This window comes from Pseudomonas sp. EZ-C24, assembly GCF_014525325.1.
GTDB lineage: Bacteria > Pseudomonadota > Gammaproteobacteria > Pseudomonadales > Pseudomonadaceae > Aquipseudomonas > Aquipseudomonas shirazensis.
In genome coordinates this window covers 1-16,106 of record NZ_JACDIU010000022.1, presented here as the reverse complement: position 1 = coordinate 16,106, position 16,106 = coordinate 1, and the positions used below count along the sequence as shown (strand labels likewise).

Annotated in this window: 15 protein-coding genes; 13 read left to right on the top strand and 2 right to left on the bottom strand. The window is 62.0% G+C overall.

The annotated features are described in order from the left end of the window. Positions 1-81: 81 nt before the first annotated feature. The 4 genes from IDM28_RS19080 to IDM28_RS19065 are packed head-to-tail and all read left to right on the top strand — an operon-like array spanning position 82 to position 3,669. Positions 82-963 (top strand): hemin ABC transporter substrate-binding protein, encoded by an 882-nt coding sequence (locus IDM28_RS19080; RefSeq protein WP_150571331.1) that lies wholly within the window; start codon positions 82-84, stop codon positions 961-963. A gap of 50 nt (positions 964-1,013) precedes the next feature. Further along, a complete protein-coding gene (locus IDM28_RS19075) occupies positions 1,014-1,997 on the top strand; it encodes a FecCD family ABC transporter permease (RefSeq protein WP_181108667.1) in 984 nt (327 codons plus the stop codon). Then, positions 1,994-2,764, top strand: a complete 771-nt coding sequence (locus IDM28_RS19070) for a heme ABC transporter ATP-binding protein (RefSeq protein ID WP_410524684.1) — start codon at positions 1,994-1,996, stop codon at positions 2,762-2,764. Before IDM28_RS19075 ends, IDM28_RS19070 begins: the two co-directional genes overlap by 4 nt. Before the next feature lie 11 nt (positions 2,765-2,775). After that, positions 2,776-3,669, top strand: a complete 894-nt coding sequence (locus tag IDM28_RS19065) for a ChaN family lipoprotein (protein ID WP_188036673.1) — start codon at positions 2,776-2,778, stop codon at positions 3,667-3,669. A 205-nt stretch (positions 3,670-3,874) separates the two neighbouring features. Here the strand turns inward: IDM28_RS19065 and IDM28_RS19060 are convergent, their stop codons facing one another. Then, positions 3,875-4,153, bottom strand: coding sequence for a TfoX/Sxy family protein (locus tag IDM28_RS19060; protein WP_101322131.1), 279 nt, complete (start codon positions 4,151-4,153; stop codon positions 3,875-3,877). A 153-nt stretch (positions 4,154-4,306) separates the two neighbouring features. Then, positions 4,307-5,869 carry an AAA family ATPase gene (locus IDM28_RS19055; RefSeq protein ID WP_188036672.1) on the bottom strand — a complete coding sequence of 521 codons (1,563 nt, stop codon included), beginning with the start codon at positions 5,867-5,869 and terminating at the stop codon, positions 4,307-4,309. 108 nt (positions 5,870-5,977) lie between these two features. On the opposite strand from IDM28_RS19055, the gene mrcB reads away from it, so the two are divergent. From mrcB to msrQ, 9 genes are all read left to right on the top strand, one after another. Beyond that, positions 5,978-8,299 carry a penicillin-binding protein 1B gene (mrcB, locus tag IDM28_RS19050; protein WP_188036671.1) on the top strand — a complete coding sequence of 774 codons (2,322 nt, stop codon included), beginning with the start codon at positions 5,978-5,980 and terminating at the stop codon, positions 8,297-8,299. Positions 8,300-8,359: 60 nt separating this feature from the next. Next, a complete protein-coding gene (locus IDM28_RS19045) occupies positions 8,360-9,115 on the top strand; it encodes a tetratricopeptide repeat protein (RefSeq protein WP_101322128.1) in 756 nt (251 codons plus the stop codon). Next, positions 9,115-9,447, top strand: a complete 333-nt coding sequence (locus IDM28_RS19040) for a YqcC family protein (protein ID WP_101322127.1) — start codon at positions 9,115-9,117, stop codon at positions 9,445-9,447. Before IDM28_RS19045 ends, IDM28_RS19040 begins: the two co-directional genes overlap by 1 nt. Positions 9,448-9,854: 407 nt before the next feature. Further along, on the top strand, positions 9,855-11,579 hold the full coding sequence (locus tag IDM28_RS19035; protein WP_101323108.1) for an acetolactate synthase 3 large subunit: 1,725 nt from the start codon (positions 9,855-9,857) through the stop codon (positions 11,577-11,579). Position 11,580: 1 nt separating this feature from the next. Then, positions 11,581-12,072: an acetolactate synthase small subunit gene (ilvN, locus tag IDM28_RS19030; RefSeq protein WP_101322126.1), complete on the top strand. Its 492-nt coding sequence runs from the start codon at positions 11,581-11,583 to the stop codon at positions 12,070-12,072. A gap of 53 nt (positions 12,073-12,125) precedes the next feature. Further along, positions 12,126-13,142, top strand: coding sequence for a ketol-acid reductoisomerase (gene ilvC, locus IDM28_RS19025; protein WP_101322125.1), 1,017 nt, complete (start codon positions 12,126-12,128; stop codon positions 13,140-13,142). Positions 13,143-13,286: 144 nt separating this feature from the next. Continuing rightward, entirely contained in the window at positions 13,287-14,138 is an 852-nt protein-coding gene (gene pssA / locus IDM28_RS19020; protein WP_101322124.1) for a CDP-diacylglycerol--serine O-phosphatidyltransferase, read from the top strand. 77 nt (positions 14,139-14,215) lie between these two features. Next, a complete protein-coding gene (gene msrP, locus IDM28_RS19015) occupies positions 14,216-15,229 on the top strand; it encodes a protein-methionine-sulfoxide reductase catalytic subunit MsrP (protein WP_101322123.1) in 1,014 nt (337 codons plus the stop codon). After that, positions 15,229-15,840 (top strand): protein-methionine-sulfoxide reductase heme-binding subunit MsrQ, encoded by a 612-nt coding sequence (gene msrQ / locus IDM28_RS19010; protein ID WP_101322122.1) that lies wholly within the window; start codon positions 15,229-15,231, stop codon positions 15,838-15,840. Before msrP ends, msrQ begins: the two co-directional genes overlap by 1 nt. Positions 15,841-16,106: the final 266 nt, after the last annotated feature.

Sequence of the window (16,106 nt, the reverse complement as noted above, 5' to 3'; positions counted from 1 at the left end):
TGTTGCGTTGGCCGACTATGGTGCGCAGTTCTGTCGTGTGCCACAAGGCGCACGGCCTGTCTTCTGTAAAGGAATCCGCTTATGCGCCGTCCTGCTGCTCTGCTTGCCCTGTGCGCTGCACTTGTGATGTCCACTCAGACGGCGGCTGCCGAACTACCGCAGCGCTGGGTCAGTGCCGGCGGTGCCTTGAGTGAGTGGATCAGCGCGCTGGGTGGTGAGCAGCGGCTGGTCGGCGTCGATACCACCAGTCAGCATCCCGAGGCACTGACTGCGCTGCCGAGCATCGGCTATCAGCGCCAATTGTCGGCCGAGGGCATCCTCAGCCTGCGTCCTGATCTGCTGGTCGGCACCGACGAAATGGGCCCGCCGCCGGTGCTGGCGCAGATTCGCCAGGCCGGGGTGCGGGTGGAGGTGTTCTCGAGCAAGCCTGAGCTGGCGGCACTGGATGCCAACCTTGAGAAACTGGGCCGTCTGCTTGGCGAAGACGGCCGCGCCGGGCTGCTCGCTGGACAGTTCCATCATGAGCTGGACGCCGTACAGACCAAGGTCAAACAGGCGCAGGCTGCGCAGAAAGCGCCCGGTGTGTTGCTGCTGGTCGGCCATGCCGGTGCCAAGCCATTGATCGCCGGCGCGGGTACGGCAGGGGACTGGCTGCTGGGCCAGGCCGGCGGGCGTAACCTGGCCGAGCATCAGGGCTACAAGAACTTCTCGGTCGAAGCACTGGCAGCGCTCGACCCCGACGTGGTGGTGATTGCCGACCGCAGCTTGAGTGGTGAGCAGGCGGTGCAAGCGCTGCTCAAGGAAAATCCAGGCCTGGCCAGCTCGCGCGCGGTGCGCGAGAAGCGCCTGGTGTCGCTGGACCCAACCCTGTTGGTGGGCGGCCTCGGCCCGCGTCTGCCGGCGACTCTGCAGCAGCTGGCGGGTGAGTTCTATCCACAGGCCAAGGCCAGCTTCGCCCCATGAAACAGAGGGTTCAGCCGCGCACCTTGTTCATCGGCCTGAGCCTGCTCTGCCTGCTCGCAGTATGGCTGTCGCTGGCGCTGGGGCCGGTCAGCCTGCCATTGCTGGATACCCTGCGCGCCGGCTTGCGCCTGCTCGGCGTGCCGATTGCCGCTGATGGGCTGGAGCAGGCCGAGCTGATCCTGGGGCAGATCCGCCTGCCGCGGACCTTGCTCGGGCTGGCGGTGGGCGCCGTGCTGGCGTTGTCCGGAGTGGCCATGCAAGGCCTGTTTCGCAACCCGCTGGCGGACCCAGGGCTGGTCGGCGTGGCTAGCGGTGCTGCGCTCGGCGCTGCTATTGCGATTGTCGGCGGCAGTTGGCTGGGCGGTATCCCGGAGTGGTTTGCGCCGTATCTGCTATCGGTGTGTGCCTTTGCCGGTGGCCTTGGAGTCACCGCGCTGGTCTACCGGCTGGGCCGGCGTGACGGTCAAACCAATGTCGCCACGATGCTGCTGGCCGGTATCGCGCTGACTGCCCTGGCCGGCTCGGCAGTGGGCTTGTTCACCTACCTGGCCGATGACGCCACCCTGCGCACCTTGACCTTCTGGAACCTGGGCAGCCTTAACGGCGCCAGCTATGCCCGGCTGTGGCCGTTGCTGGTGGTTACCCTCGCCGTGGCGCTGTGGCTGCCCAGGCGGGCGCAGGCACTCAATGCCTTGCTGTTGGGCGAGTCGGAGGCGCGGCATCTGGGCGTCGAGGTCGAGTCACTGAAGCGCGAGCTGGTGTTCTGCACCGCCTTGGGCGTAGGCGCAGCAGTGGCCGCCGCCGGCCTGATCGGTTTTATCGGGCTGGTGGTGCCGCACTTGGTGCGGCTGCTGGCCGGGCCTGATCACCGGGTGCTGCTGCCAGCCTCATTGCTTGCCGGCGGCTCGCTGCTACTGTTCGCTGACCTGGTCGCACGGCTGGCGCTGGCGCCCGCCGAACTGCCGATCGGCATCGTTACTGCGTTCATTGGGGCGCCGTTCTTTTTGCTGTTGCTGCTCAAGGGGCGCCACTGATGCTCGAAGCCAAAGGCCTGCACTTGCAGCGTGGTAGCACCGAAGTGCTGCACGATATAAGCCTGAGCGTGAAGCCTGGGCAGATCCTTGGTGTGCTGGGCCCCAATGGCGCTGGCAAGAGCAGCCTGCTCGGCGCGCTGTGTGGTGAACTGATCCCCAGCCAGGGCCAGGTGCGCCTTGGCGGGCGGGGCCTGGCCGAATGGGCCGGGCAGGCGCGGGCACGGCAATTGGCGGTGCTGCCGCAGGTGTCCAGCCTTGGCTTTGCCTTTCGCGTTGAAGAAGTGGTCGGTCTTGGCCGCTTGCCCCATGCCAGCGGCCAGCAGCGTGACCGCGAGATCATCGAAGCTGCGCTGCACGCCTCAGATGCCCAGCACCTGCTTGCGCGCAGTTACCTGGCGTTGTCGGGCGGTGAGCGCCAGCGTGTGCATCTGGCGCGGGTGCTGGCGCAATTATGGCCAGGCGAGGCGGGCGCTACGCTGCTGCTCGATGAACCCACCTCGATGCTCGACCCGCTGCACCAGCACACCACCTTGCAGGCCGTGCGCAGCTTTGCCGACCGCGGCGCGGCGGTACTGGTAATCCTGCATGACCTGAACCTGGCCGCGCGCTACTGTGACCAGCTGATGCTGCTCGAGCAAGGCCGTTGCCACGCCCTGGCCAGCCCGCGCGAGGTCCTGACGCCAGAGGCGCTGAAGGCTGTGTTCGGCATCGATGTGCTGGTGCAGGATCATCCTGAACGCGGCCACCCGCTGATCATCATGCGCTAAGGAGCTTGCCCATGATCTGTCGCCTGTTGTTGCTTGGTTTGCTGGTTGTATTTGGCGGCTGTCAGGCGCGACAGGCCAGCCTGCCGCCGCTGCCCGTCTGGCAAGCCAGCGAGGGCCGCACCAATGCACAACTGGGGCAGATTCGCGAACTCGCCAGTGGCCGCCTGCTCAGCCCTGAGCAACTGCTGGATGAGTTGGCGCAGGCGCCGCGGGTGCTGGTTGGAGAGAAGCACGACAACCCTGATCACCACGCGCTGCAGCTATGGCTGCTAAAGGCGCTGCAGGCGCGCCGAGCGCAAGGCAGCCTGCTGTTGGAAATGCTCCAGCCCGAGCAGCAGGCGCGGGTCGACGCGGTGGCTGGCGCCGCGCAACTGCCGGCCGACCTGGGCAAAGCCCTGGCCTGGCAGGACGGCTGGGACTGGGCGCTTTACGGCCCGATCGTGCGCCAGGCGTTGCAGCAGTCGACGCCGCTGCTGGCGGCCAATCTGTCCACCAGCGAAATGCGCCAGGCCTACCGGCAGCCTGCTGCGCTGAGTGGCCAGCGCTCGAGTGCGCCTGCTGTCAAAGCCGAACTGCTCAAGCAAGTGCGTGAGGGGCACTGCGGGCTGCTGCCTGAAAGCCAGTTGCCGGCAATGCTCGCGGTGCAGCAGCAACGCGACCGGCGTATCGCCGAGCGGTTGCTGGCGGCAGCGCAACCGGCGTTACTGTTCGCCGGCAGTGCCCACGTGCGCAACGACCTCGGCGTGCCGCTGCATTTGGCTGATCTCGGCGCCAAGGGCGCGAGCAAAGTCTTGTTGCTGGTCGAAGTCGGCAGCGAAGTGCAGCCGGGCATGGCCGACTATGTCTGGTTTACGGCGGCGCTGCCAGAGCAGGACTACTGCGCCCAGTTGCGCAGCCAGCACTGATCATCCGCGGCCAGCGGCGGCGCTTGAGCCCGAATCGCAGGCAAAAAAAGACCCGGCAAAAAGCCGGGTCAATAACCGTGATTAGCCTGATGAGGAGATAATCTGAGAGTCCGAACCAAGGTCTTTCAAATTACCCAACCAGTCTCGCGACCAGTTGTGATAATCATAACGATTCTCATTTCTGCGTCAATCCCTTCGCTGCAATTTATTTAAGATTTTTCTGCAGCGTGCATTTTGCGTCCAGCTGCTGATTCAGAGCTTCCTTGCGTTCGGCCGGCAAATCATTCCAATGCATGTCGAGCAACGCCCCCTCGATTGCATACAGCAGGACCTTGGACGCGCGAAAGCCTCTACTCTTCACTGCCTGATAAGCGCCGACCGCGCCGAGCCTGCGCAAGTCGGATGCACTGTGGATGCCTACCGCATGCAACCACTGCGCAGAGGTCTTGCCGAGGTTTTTCAGGTGCTGCAACTCATCGTTCATCGAGCCTCCTTGCGATGGCTGAACGGGGGCATATCGAAAATCGTGAGCAGGTCAGACAGGAGTGTAGCGGGGGTTGGCGAATTCGCCCGCAAGCCCGCCGTGCGCGGCGGGCAGGGCAGCACAGGGCAAGTGCTGCCCCGCGCTTTGGAGATGTTACAGGCCGGGCAGGCGCTGACGGATCTGCTCGATCACGGCGTCCATGGCGGCGCCCTGCTGGGTGTCGACGCGGGTGCTGTCGCGCAGCTCCTGCTCGTCCAGCGGGTCGCGGCTGGCCTGCTGAGCCTTGACCACTTCAAGGGTGGCGTCGGAAGGGTCAAGCTGCTCAGCCTGACGCTGTGCCAGCCAGCTTTCGATGACCGCATCCGGCGCGTGGCAATCGAGGATCAGCAATGGCACCCCGGTCTGGTTGGCGACGCTGGCGGCGGCCTGGCGCTGCTCGCGCTTGAGGTAGGTGGCGTCGAGCACCACCGGGAAGCCCGCGCGCAGAATCACGTCGGCCAATTGATGCAGACGCTTATAGGTAGCGGCGCTGGCATCTTCGGCGTAAATGCCGCCTTGCAGTTGGCCGGCAGCCTGAGCCAGTTGTTCACCGAACAGGCGCTTGCGCTCGACATCGGAGCGCACGCGGATCGCCCCCAGTGCTTCGACCAGGCGCATCGACACGTGGCTTTTGCCTACTGCCGAAACGCCATGGGTGATCGCCAGCAGGCGTGAAGGGATGGCGCTGTAGCTTTCCGCCAGGTTGGCGTAGTTGCGGTAGGTGCGCAGGGTGGTGGCGCGCTGCACGCCATCGGCGTCGGCCGGCATGCTGAACAGGGCGACCTTGGCCCGCACCAGGGCGCGATAGGCCTTGTAGAAGTTGAGCAGCTCCAGGCCCTGGTAGTCGCCGGTCAGTTCCAGGTACTGGCTGACGAAGCGCCGCGCCAGACACTTCAAGCCACGGTCTTCGAGGTCCATGGCGAGGAAGCCGGTGTCAGCCCAGACATCGGTCATGCGGAATGGCTCGTTGAACTCGATGCAGTCGAAGATCACCACCTTGCCGTCGATCACCGTGGCATTGCCCAGGTGGATGTCACCGTGGCATTCGCGGATGAAGCCGTCACGCTTGCGCGCCTCGAACAGGCCATGCAGGCGGTCGAAGCTGCTGCGGGCCCAGGCTTGCAGGTTGTCTAGCTGCTGCAGGTCGGCCTTGTCGCTGAGGAACGGGCGAATCTGCTCGAAGTTCTGTTCGACCGGTGCCATCACGCTGTCCGGGGTGCCGAATGGCTGCTCGGCGGCGACCTTTGGCGTCTGCTGGTGGAACTCGGCAATCTGCCGCGCCATCTGGTCGATGTGGCTGGCGGTCAGTTCACCGTTGGCCTGCAGCGTGCTGAGCATGTTGCTCTGGGGGAACTGGCGCATGCGCAGGGCGAACTCGATCGGTGCACCTGCGCCGCCCAGTTGCGGCGCCTCGGCGCTGCCGGTGATCGGCAGCACGTCCAGGTACAGGTCGTCGGTCAGGCGCTGGTTCAGGCGCAGTTCTTCGTTACAAAAGTGTTCACGCTGGTCGAGGCCGGTGAAGTCGAGAAAACCGAAGTTCATCGGTTTCTTGATCTTGTAGGCGTACTCACCGGTGAGCAGGACCCAGGAGATGTGCGTCTCGATAAGCTGGAAGCCGCTGACCGGGTGCGGGTAAAGGGCGGGGTTCTGCAGGGCACTGATGAGGGCTTGGCTCACGGGCAATCCTTCCGGGATAAGGGAATTCGAATGCGCCATTATGGTCAATGGTGCCGTCCCTGCATACCGCCGGGCCTGCCTTGACTAAAGTGCGTATAATCCGCCGCCATGACTCGATCCCGAAATTCCCGTACTGCGCAAAAACGCTCGCCTGGTCGCTCGCGCGTCTGGCTGGGCTGGGCTCTCAAACTGAGCCTGGTCGGCCTGGTGCTGCTCGCCGGCTTTGCTATCTACCTCGATGCCATCGTCCAGGAGAAGTTCTCCGGCAAGCGCTGGACCATCCCGGCCAAAGTGTATGCCCGGCCGCTGGAGCTGTTCGTCGGCCAGAAGCTGAGCAAGGACGACTTCCTCACCGAACTCGACGCCCTTGGCTACCGCCGTGAAACCGCGGCCAATGGCCCAGGCGCGGCGACGGTCAACGGCAACAATGTCGACCTCAACACCCGCGGCTTCCAATTCTATGAAGGCCTGGAACCTGCGCAGTTCGTGCGTGTGCGCTTCTCGGGCGATTATGTGGCCGGCATGACTGGCGCCAATGGCAGCAAGCTAGATGTGGTCCGGCTCGAGCCGCTGATGATCGGCGGCATCTACCCGAAAAACCTCGAAGATCGCATCCTGATCAAGATCGATCAGGTGCCTCCGTACCTGCTGGAAACCCTGGTTGCCACCGAAGACCGCGACTTCTACAGCCACTTTGGTGTGTCACCCAAGGGCATCGCCCGGGCGATCTGGGTCAACACTTCGTCCGGCGCCATGCGCCAGGGCGGTAGTACCCTGACTCAACAGCTGGTGAAAAACTTCTACCTGACCAGCGAGCGCAGCCTGACGCGCAAGCTGACCGAAGCGATGATGGCCGTATTGCTCGAAATGCATTACGACAAGCGCGAGATTCTCGAGGCTTACCTCAACGAGGTCTTTGTCGGTCAGGATGGCCAACGTGCCGTGCATGGCTTCGGTCTGGCCAGCCAGTTCTTCTTCAGCCAGCCGCTGCAAGAGCTCAAGCTGCACCAGATCGCCTTGCTGGTGGGCATGGTCAAGGGGCCGTCCTACTACAACCCGCGGCGCTCGCCTGAGCGTGCGCTGGTGCGCCGTAACCTGGTCCTCGACCTGTTGGCCGAGCAGGGTGTGGCCAGCCAGGAAGTAGTCGACGCGGCGAAGAAAATGCCACTGGGCGTGACCAAGCGCGGCAGCCTCGCCGATAGCTCGTTCCCGGCCTTCCTTGATCTGGTCAAGCGTCAGCTGCGCCAGGACTACCGTGACGAAGACTTGACCGAAGAAGGCCTGCGCATCTTCACCAGCTTCGACCCGATCCTGCAGATGAAGGCCGAGACTGCCATGAGCGAGACGTTCAAGCGTCTGGCCGGGCGCAAGGGCTCGGATGCGGTCGAGTCGGCGATGGTCGTGACCAATCCGGAAACCGGCGAAGTCCAGGCCTTGATCGGCAGCCGCCAGTCCGGCTTTGCCGGCTTCAACCGCGCCATCGATGCAGTGCGCCCGATCGGCTCGCTGGTGAAGCCGGCGGTGTACCTCAGTGCACTGGAAAAACCGAGCAAGTACACCCTGACCAGTTGGCTGCAAGACGAGCCGTTCTCGGTCAAGGGTGCGGATGGCCAGGTCTGGCGTCCACAGAACTACGACCGCCGTGCGCATGGCACTATCTACCTGTATCAAGGCCTGGCCAACTCGTACAACCTGTCGACCGCCAAGCTAGGCCTGGAAGTCGGCGTGCCGAACGTGCTCAAGACCATCGGTCGGCTCGGCGTCAATGTCGACTGGCCGGCGTTCCCGTCGATGTTGCTCGGCGCTGGCGGGATGTCGCCGATGCAGGTCGCGACCATGTACCAAACCATCGCCAACGGTGGCTTCAACACGCCGATGCGCGGCATTCGCAGTGTGCTCACCGCCGAAGGCGAGCCGCTCAAGCGCTACCCGTTCCAGATCCAGCAGAGCTTCGACCCAGGTGCCATTTATCTGGTCCAGAACGCCATGCAGCGGGTCATGCGTGAAGGTACCGGGCGTTCGGTCTACAGTGTCCTGCCAAGCTCGCTGACGCTGGCCGGCAAGACCGGCACCAGTAACGATTCGCGCGACAGCTGGTTCTCCGGTTTCAGCCAGGATCTGCTGGCGGTGGTCTGGCTCGGCCGCGACGACAACGGCAAGACACCGTTCACCGGCGCCACCGGTGCGTTGCAGGTCTGGACCAGCTTCATGCGCAAGGCCGACCCGTTGCCACTGGACATGCCGCAGCCGGACAACATCGTCCAGGCCTGGATCGACCCATACAGCGGGCAGGGCTCGGACAGCAGCTGTCCGGGAGCAGTGCAGATGCCGTATATTCGCGGCAGCGAACCGGCCGCTGGCGCTGCCTGCGGTGGTGAACAGCAACCGGCCGACTCGGTCATGGATTGGGTCAAGGGTTGGATGAATTGAGCACTGCGGGCCGGCGGGGATGATCCACTGGCCCGTAGCCGCATTTAGAGAGGGTGATAAGTGAACAAGTGGTGGCTTCCTGCCTTGACCGCGCTGGCCATGCTCCATGGCTGCGCCAGCGTTCCACGCGGCAACATTCCGGTGGTCGACTCGAGCACCCGGGTATCCAACAGCGAGCGGGTCACCGCCAACCAGCGCACGCCGGTTACCGCCAATGGCACCAGCCAGGCGCAGTCGCTGCCTGAGGACTCCGGCGTGACCGTGATGATCCCGCAAGGCGCCGGTGCTTCGTCGATCCAGACCTTCCCGGCTGGCAACGCGGCGCCGATCAGCAGCGCGCCGATCGATACCACGCCGATTACCACCAACCCCAACCCGATTGCCGACGAGCCGTTCGACATCGCCTCGATGAACAGCACCCCGGCGGCGACCAGTGCGCCTACCGGTATCCCGCGCAGCGCGCCAGCTGGCGGCCTGTCGGCTGACGAGCAGCTCGATGGCCCGGTGCTGGCGCTGTTGACCACGGCCCAGCAGCAACAAGGCGGTGGCGACCTCAATGGCGCTTCGTCGAGCCTTGAGCGCGCCCAGCGCATTGCCCCGCGCGAGCCGCAGGTGCTGTTCCGCCTGGCCCAGGTGCGCCTGGCCCAGGGTGATTCGGCCCAGGCCGAGCAACTCGCACGCCGCGCGCTGACCTACGCCAATGGTCGCCCAAGCTTACAAGCGGAGCTGTGGAACACCATTGCCCAGGCCCGTGAGAAGCAGGGTGACAGCGCCGGTGCCGCTCTGGCTCGGCAGAAAGCCCGGGTCAATCTGTAATGGTCGAGCAACGCATTCTCGACATCGCCGACCATTTGCTGCTGATCGAGCACGAGTTGCGCAGTCAGGGCTGGTGGAGCGAGCAGGCACCCAGTGCCGAAGCGCTGGCCAGTGTCACGCCGTTTGCGGTCGATGTGATGAGTTTTGAGCAGTGGCTGCAGTGGATTTTCCTGCCACGCATGGCGTTCATCCTCGAACACGCCCAGCCGCTGCCGAACGCCTCGGGCATTCTGGTCATGGCTGAAACGGTTTTCAGTGATCGCCCGGAGCAAAGTCGCGAGCTGCGCCGACTATTGGCTGAATTTGACCAATTGATCGGTACATCCGCCTGATTTCTGCTCTTTTTCAGACTAGAGCCGCAGATTGCGGCTCTTTTTTTGGTTTTTGTTTGGTTTTCTGCTGCTGTGAACTGTATTCGTGGTGGAACAAATTCATCTCGAGGAAAAATTGGCAATAATTTTTCTTGACATAACCTCGGCGAATCACAAGAATCAGGTTCCGCTTTAGAGGGACTGCCAGAAGCAGACCCGCTAAGCAGATCATGAGGCGCATACCCGCGCCGACTTGTAACACCCCGCAACGCGTTACCTCGCGCTGGGTGGGAAAACCCCGCAACACTCTGGGGCGCTCCCAATACTTGCTCAGTCAGTGCTGACGTTCGCTCGTGCTCTGCTTGGCAGTAAACCTATTAAGACCCGTCCATCAGGGACGGTATTCTGGCGTTTTAGAGGTGAACAACGTGGAGCTTTTATCTGGCGCTGAGATGGTCGTCCGCTTCTTGCGTGACGAAGGCGTTAAGCACATCTACGGGTACCCTGGCGGTGCTCTCCTTCATGTATACGACGCGCTGTTCAAAGAGCCGGAAGTCGAGCACATCCTGGTTCGTCACGAGCAGGCTGCAACCCACATGGCTGACGGCTATGCCCGTGCCACCGGCAAGGCTGGCGTAGTGCTGGTGACTTCCGGCCCGGGTGCAACCAATGCCATCACCGGTATTGCCACCGCGTACATGGACTCGATTCCGATGGTGATCCTGTCGGGCCAGGTGCCTAGCACCATGGTCGGCACCGACGCCTTCCAGGAAACCGACATGATCGGTATTTCCCGGCCGATCGTGAAGCACAGCTTCATGATCAAGCATGCCTCGGAAATCCCCGAAGTCATGAAAAAGGCCTTCTACCTGGCGCAATCCGGTCGTCCTGGCCCGGTCGTGGTCGACATTCCAAAAGATATGACCAACCCGGCCGAGAAGTTCGAGTACGTCTATCCGAAGAAGGTCAAGCTGCGTTCCTACAGCCCGGCCGTACGTGGTCACTCGGGGCAGATCCGCAAGGCAGCCGAGATGATCCTCGCCGCCAAGCGTCCGATCGTCTACTCCGGGGGTGGTGTGATCCTCGGTGGTGGCTCCGAGACCCTGACCGAGATCGCCAAGTCGCTGAACCTGCCGGTTACCAACACCCTGATGGGCTTGGGTGGCTTCCCCGGTACCGACCGCCAGTTCCTCGGCATGCTCGGTATGCATGGCAGCTTCACCGCCAACCAGGCGATGCACCATGCCGACGTGATCCTGGCTGTCGGCGCGCGTTTCGATGACCGTGTGATCAACGGCCCGGCCAAGTTCTGCCCGAATGCCAAGATCATCCACATCGACATCGACCCGGCGTCCATCTCGAAAACGATCAAGGCCGACGTGCCGATCGTAGGTCCAGTCGACAGCGTGCTCAGCGAGATGCTGGCGATCTTCAAGGAAATCGGTCAGCAGCCTGAAAAGGCCGCGCTGGATGCCTGGTGGAAGCAGATCGACGAATGGCGTGGCGACCGCGGCCTGTTCCCTTACGACAAGGGCGACGGCAGCGTGATCAAACCGCAGACCGTGATCGAAACCCTGTGTGAAGTGACCAATGGCGATGCTTACATCACCTCCGATGTCGGCCAGCACCAGATGTTCGCTTCGCAGTATTACCGCTTCAACAAGCCGAACCGCTGGATCAACTCCGGTGGCCTGGGCACCATGGGCTTCGGCTTCCCGGCGGCGATGGGCATCAAGCTCAACTTCCCCGATCAGGACGTGGCCTGTGTGACCGGCGAAGGCAGCATCCAGATGAACATCCAGGAGCTGTCTACCTGCATGCAGTACGGCCTGCCGGTGAAGATCGTCAACATGAACAACGGTGTGCTGGGCATGGTTCGCCAGTGGCAGGACATGGCCTACAACGGCCGTCACTCGCATTCGTATGTCGAATCGCTGCCGGACTTCGTCAAACTGGTCGAGGCCTATGGCCACGTCGGTATCCGCATCACCAGCCTCAAGGACCTCAAGCCCAAGCTGGAAGAAGCGTTCGCCATGAAAGACCGGCTGGTGTTCATCGATATCGCGATTGACCGCACCGAGCACGTCTACCCGATGCAGATCAAAGACGGCTCGATGCGCGACATGTGGCTGAGCAAGACGGAGCGTACCTGATATGCGGCACATCATTTCCCTGCTGCTGGAAAACGAACCCGGTGCCTTGTCTCGCGTGGTCGGCCTGTTTTCCCAACGCAACTACAACATTGAAAGCCTGACCGTGGCGCCGACCGAGGACCCAACCCTCTCGCGCCTGACCCTGACTACCGTTGGTCATGACGAGGTGATCGAGCAGATCACCAAGAACCTGAACAAGCTGGTAGAAGTGGTGAAGCTGGTCGACCTGTCGGAGAGCGCGCACATCGAGCGCGAATTGATGCTGGTCAAGGTCAAGGCAACCGGCGCCCAGCGCGCCGAGATCAAACGCACCACGGATATTTTCCGTGGGCAGATCGTCGACGTCACCGCCAGTGTGTATACCGTGCAACTGAGCGGCACCAGCGACAAGCTGGACAGCTTCATCCAGGCGATCGGCACTGCATCGATTCTCGAAACCGTGCGCAGCGGCGTTACCGGCATTGCCCGTGGCGACAAAGTGCTCAGCGTCTAACTTAAACAAATAGCGATGGCTCCGCAGGGGCCGAGATCTAACAGGGGTATTTCATGAAAGTTTTCTACGACAAAGACTGCGACCTTTCCATCATCCAGGGTAAGAAAGTCGCCATCATCGGCTACGGTTCGCAAGGCCACGCTCAGGCATGCAACCTGAAAGACTCCGGTGTAGACGTAACTGTCGGTCTGCGTAAAGGCTCGGCTACCGTTGCCAAGGCAGAAGCTCACGGCCTGAAAGTGGCTGACGTGGCTTCGGCTGTCGCTGCTGCCGACCTGGTCATGATCCTGACCCCGGACGAATTCCAGGGCACTCTGTACAAGACCGAAATCGAGCCGAACATCAAGAAAGGCGCCACCCTGGCCTTCTCCCACGGCTTCGCGATCCACTACAACCAGGTCGTGCCACGTGCTGACCTCGACGTGATCATGATCGCGCCGAAGGCCCCAGGTCACACCGTGCGTTCCGAGTTCGTCAAAGGCGGCGGCATCCCTGACCTGATCGCTATCTACCAGGACGCCTCGGGCAACGCCAAGAACGTTGCTCTGTCGTACGCTGCAGGCGTCGGCGGCGGCCGTACCGGCATCATCGAAACCACCTTCAAGGACGAGACTGAAACCGACCTGTTCGGCGAGCAGGCTGTTCTGTGTGGCGGTACCGTCGAGCTGGTCAAAGCCGGTTTCGAAACCCTGGTTGAAGCTGGCTACGCGCCAGAAATGGCCTACTTCGAGTGTCTGCACGAACTGAAACTGATCGTTGACCTCATGTACGAAGGCGGTATCGCCAACATGAACTACTCGATCTCCAACAACGCCGAATACGGTGAGTACGTGACTGGCCCTGAGGTCATCAACGCCGAATCGCGTCAGGCCATGCGCAACGCTCTGAAGCGCATCCAGGACGGCGAATACGCCAAGATGTTCATCTCCGAAGGTGCTACCAACTACCCATCGATGACCGCCAAGCGTCGTAACAACGCCGCCCACGGTATCGAAGTGATCGGTGAGCAGCTGCGTTCCATGATGCCTTGGATCTCGGCCAACAAAATCGTCGACAAGACCAAGAACTGAGTCTTTGCGATGAGATGAAAAACGCGGCTTAGGCCGCGTTTTTTCGTTTAAGCGGCGCGCTTCTGGTATAAAGCGACCAGTGGCTTGCCGTCAGTTTGTGCTTCGCAAGCCTGTATCGAACACTTTCCAATCAAGGTAATTTTCATGAGCGAACGTCCCGAAGAGCCGAACACGCCCTCCGACGCCGAAAGCCTGCTACCTGTAGATGAGCACGTTGAAGAAGGGCATGACGCCGAAGGGCGCAAGGTCCGTCACCGCGGTATCTATCTGCTGCCCAACCTGTTCACCACGGCCAACCTGTTCGCCGGCTTCTACTCGATCATCAGCTCGATCAGCGCGCAGAGCGCCATGAGCGCAGGTGACCCGCGCGAGGCGAGCAAGTACTTCGCCTTTGCCGCTATCGCCATTTTCGTGGCCATGGTGCTCGACGGCCTGGATGGCCGGGTAGCACGCATGACCAACACCCAGAGCGCATTCGGCGCTGAGTACGACTCGCTGTCTGACATGGTCGCCTTCGGCGTGGCGCCGGCGCTGCTGGCATTCGGCTGGGCACTGGGTGACATGGGCAAGGTCGGCTGGATGGTTGCTTTCATCTATGTCGCTGGTGCTGCCCTGCGTCTGGCACGCTTCAACACCCAGGTCGGCACTGCTGACAAACGTTACTTCATCGGCCTGGCCAGCCCGGCTGCGGCAGGCGTGGTGGCGGGTACCGTATGGGCCTTCAGCGATTTCGGCATTCAGGGCTCGAAGCTGTCGTTCCTGGTGGCGCTGCTGGTGGCGGCTGCGGGCATGCTGATGGTCAGCAACGTCAAGTACAACAGCTTCAAGGAACTCGACCTGCGTGGGCGGGTGCCGTTCGTGGCGATCCTTGCAGTGGTGCTGGTGTTTGCCGTGGTATTCAGCGACCCGCCGCGCATTCTGCTGTTGATCTTCCTCGGTTATGCCGTGTCGGGCCCGGTGCAGTATCTGCTGCGGGTACGTCGGCAAAAAAACTGAAGTTGATTTAATGACGGAATAACCTTCCGGCTCCATAGTCTTACGGGTACATCAGTTGCCCGTACTGTGGAGCCGTTATGCTCATCAAGATCGCTCGTCCATCCGACTGCAAAGCGTCGGAGATCACCCCTGAAGGTATCTACCTTTCTCGCCGTACCATGCTGGGTGCTTCCCTGGCGGGTGCCGCCGTGGCCGCATTGCCTGGCGTTGCGCTTGGCGCCGAGCCTTCGCGCTATGCCGATGTCGAACCTGGCGCCGCGCCGGGCTGGTTCAAGGACAAGCTCGGCGCTACCCGGTGGGGCGCGGTGACGGTCGAGAACGAGGCGATCACGCCGTTCAAGGACGCCACCCACTACAACAACTTCTATGAATTCGGCACCGACAAGGGTGATCCAGCCGCGAATGCCGGCAGCCTGAAAACCGAGCCGTGGAGCCTGGTGGTGGATGGCGAGGTGGCCAAGCCAGGGCGCTATGCGCTGGAAGACTTCGTCAAACCCTATCAGCTGGAAGAGCGCATCTATCGGCTGCGCTGCGTCGAGGCCTGGTCGATGGTGATCCCGTGGTTGGGCTTTAGCCTGGCGCAGGTGCTCAAGCAGGTCGAGCCGACTTCGAAGGCGCGCTACCTGCGTTTCGAAACCCTGCAGGACCCAAAAGTAATGCCCGGCCAGCGCTCATCGTTTGCCTTGATCGACTGGCCCTACGTGGAAGGCCTGCGCCTGGACGAGGCGATGAACCCCTTGGCGATTCTTGCGGTGGGCATGTATGGACGTGAACTGCCTAACCAGAATGGTGCGCCACTGCGGCTGATCGTGCCGTGGAAGTACGGCTTCAAAAGCATCAAGTCGATCGTGCGCATCAGTCTGGTGGCGGAGCAGCCGCAAACCACCTGGGAGCGCCTGGCGCCGACCGAGTATGGCTTCTATGCCAACGTCAACCCGACGGTCGATCATCCACGCTGGACTCAGGCCCGTGAGCGGCGGCTGCCGAGTGGCCTGTTCAGCCCGAACGTGCGCGACACCTTGATGTTCAACGGCTATGGCGATGAAGTCGCGTCGTTGTACAGCGACCTTGATCTGCGGAAGAACTACTGATGCGCTATCCCTGGTTGCGCCTGGGCATCTTTGTGCTGGGCTGCCTGTTCCCCAGCTGGTGGCTGTATGAGGCGGCGACCAACCAGCTTGGCCCGGACCTGGGCAAGATCATCATGGACCGGTTGGGTCTGGGGGCGCTGATCTTCCTGTTGATCACCTTGAGCATGACGCCACTGCAGCGGCTTACCGGCTGGTCGGGGTGGATCGTGATCCGCCGGCAACTGGGGCTGTGGAGCTTTGCTTATATAGTGCTGCACATGATCACCTACATGGTGTTCATCCTCGGCCTGGACTGGGGGCAGTTCGGCGTTGAGTTGCGCAAGCGGCCGTACATCATTGTCGGTGCGCTGGCCTTCCTCGGCTTGCTGGCCTTGGCGCTGACTTCCAATCGTTACAGTCAGCGGCGCCTGGGTGCGCGTTGGAAGAAGCTGCACAAGCTGGTGTACGTGATTCTTGGGCTGGGTTTGCTGCATTTCCTGTGGATCGTGCGTTCGGACCTTAAAGAGTGGGCGATCTACGCCTCGATCGGCGCATTGCTGTTGCTGCTGCGGGTTCCGCTGGTGGCGCGGCGCGTTCCGCGGTTGATCGGCAGGCGGGGCAGGGCGGTGTGAGAGACTTATTCCAGTGATATTGCACAAAGCTGAAATTAACGGTTGACGGGTTTCTGTAAGCGCTTATAATGCGCCCCACTTCCAGCGTAGTTGCAGCGGAAAACTCCTTGAGTTTCAAAGAGTTAGAAGTTTCAGAGATGCTGCAAGGGCTTCGATCGAAAGATCGCCAGCGGTGAAAAAAGGCAGTTGACAGCAGGTTGTAACGCTGTAGAATTCGCCTCCCGCTACGAGAGATCGCAAGCGAGTCAAGTGTTTGAAGTTGAACG